We start from the raw sequence: 2,698 nt of genomic DNA on the forward strand, positions 1-2,698 counted from the left end.
TGAAACTTGAATATGATAAATTCCTGCACTTAATCCGGTATGTTTCGAGCCTTCGGAACCATCGCCCCAGTTATAAACATAAGGAGAAACCCCGCCTGCAGGCGTGATGGTAATGGTTCCGTCATTACCTGGATTGCAAGTCATATCGGTACTCCAAGAGCTTACTTTCATACTGTCCGGTTGTTGTAAAAGGAAAGTGTCCCTGACGCTGCAATTATTCAGATCATTAACAACAACTGAATATGCACCGGCAGTAAGTTTATCCTGCAAGGAATCACCATTTACAAGGCCAGAACCGCCATTTGTCTGCCAATCATAAATATATTCAGGCGTTCCTCCGGTAGCATTAAGATGCACGCTACCACTATTATAACCCTGACAGTTGATTGCATAACCCGAATAATCTGAAATTACAGGATTCAACTTCAATTTTTGAGGTTCTGTCAGGTTAAAAGTCCAATTCTTAGTACAACGGCCACCATAGGTCAGAGTAAGATTATATTGCCCTGCAATAAGTCTATCCTGGTTTTGTTCATTGGGTTTTAAAGCTGCATTTCCCGGGCCTGTCCAGGAATATGTATATGTTCCAAAGCCCCCGGAAGGTGAAAGGTGCACAAAGCCATCCTCCTGCCCTGCACAGGATATCTGTCTTCCATGGTAATCCGAAATTTGATTATTCAATATCAATGAATCAGGCTGATGTAAGGATATGGTATCAATTACTGAACATTTTGCAGTATCAATCATCTTAATATAGAAAATTCCTGCCGGAAGATTAGTCTTTGTTGTTGTCCCGGTTATAAAGGATGTATCCGAATTATCTGCCCATTCATATTTATACTGATTCCCCCGTCCTCCACGGATCTGACTCAGCTTAATAAAACCGTCAGTACTGCCGTAGCAGCTGATGTTATATGGGGGATAATATGAGGTATCAATGGTTGCAGATATTTTAAAAGGCTGTTTAATGCTGTCACCAAATTCATAATAACAACCATCTGAATTGGTTACCTTCAATTTGTAAAATCCGGCTCTAAGTTGTTCTATATTCCGCCGGCTGGATGAATACCCCTCAGGCCCTGTCCATGAATAAGAAACAATAGTACTTCCTCCCCCAAAAACAGGGCTGAATGTCCCATTGTTACCACCGAAACAGGTAACAGGCGTAGGATTCAGGGCACTGGTTACATCCGCAGGGCTGGTAAATTTCATGGAATAAGTACTGACACATTTATTTGTATCAACAGCTGTTAGCGTATAAGGCCCTTCAGGTAAATTATAAATGGTATAAACATTGCCCCAGGAAGTGTGGTTAGGACCTGCCCAAGAAAGACGGTAAGCAGGCGTCCCTCCGTTGACCTTTGCCCGGAGCGCACCATCACTGTGGGCCGCACAACTAATATCCTTTTGTCTGACTATTTCCGTAACAAGGGCAGGTGGTTGCTTCAATCTGATGGTATCCTGGTTTTTGCACCCTATATTGTCTGTAACCATCGCCGTATAAAGCCCCGAACGTACATTCGATTGATTTTGCGAAGAAACATTGAAACCATCACTGCCTGTAGTGGAACGGCTCCATGAATAAAGGTATCCGGCGGGATGATAACCTCCACGTGCCCCTAAATGAATCTTTCCGTTGGTACTTCCGTTACAGCTCACACTCCATCCTCCAATTACTGTATCCTTACGCAGAGCAAGCACTATTTTGGGAGCCACCATCACTACTGTCGTATCCGCAATTCCACTTTCACATGAAACAATCTTACTGCTGGGATGTAAAATTGACGGAACAAATTGATAATAAACATATTGAACCGTATCGCTGTTGTTCCGGATGGAATCGGTAAAGCTGAAAACAGAAGTGTCGGTTGCCTGCCTAAAACCGGTTACATTCAAATCTGAAGAAGAAGAATGCACATCATAAGCCCATTGCCCTGTATTGGTATTGGGTGTCGAAACATGCAGGATGCTGCCTTCCTGGAAACAAACAGAATCGCGTATAGCCCAGGATGAAATTCCCGGAGTAGGATTCACCCTCAGATTAAGAGTGGTATCGCGACCAATCAAACAGAAATCATTATGCCCGGGCCGGTTATCTTTTATTTGTGCTATAAAATGATAAGCAACCGTCTTCAGATGCGGGGAATGGTTTATGAGTGTATCCGTGAAATTTCCTACCGGATAGGTACCGGTGATTTTCGATCCACTCATGCTATCGGGTTGAAGGGTTGTGAGATAATACATTTTATCTCCTTTTACTGAACCATTTCTACTACTAATATTGAATTTCACTGCAGTTTCGTTGCACAGGGTATCCTGTGCTTCAACCTTCATTGACGGAAGTGGATTGACATAAACAACAATAGAAGTGTCTTTATCCTGATAGCAACGATGAGCCCCATAACCCGGACGGCTGTCTTCAATATATGGCGTAAAAGTATACCTGATAACCTGGTAACTGGCAGTTTTATTAATCAAAGTATCAGACAGGGTCGCAGGGTTATTAATTCCATAGTCCTTAGCTTCAAGCGTGCTATGGATAGAATCGGTATCATAAGATTTTCGTAAGTTGTACGCCTTGTTTCCAAGCACTTTACCGTTTAAGGTATGCAGGTTAAACACTATCCTGCTGCTGTCACAGAAAATTGTATCAGGTATTTCAACCCTGAGGCGGGATTTCGGGTTCACCCAAACGGCA

1 protein-coding gene is annotated in these 2,698 nt (G+C 42.9%); it reads right to left on the reverse strand.

The genetic code is table 11. The features are described from left to right. On the reverse strand, window positions 1–2,698 hold a 2,698-nt coding region (locus Q8907_15715; GenBank protein ID MDP4275717.1), incomplete at both ends, for a SprB repeat-containing protein.

The organism is Bacteroidota bacterium, from assembly GCA_030706565.1.
In the GTDB taxonomy this organism is placed as follows: Bacteria; Bacteroidota; Bacteroidia; order Bacteroidales; family JAUZOH01; genus JAUZOH01.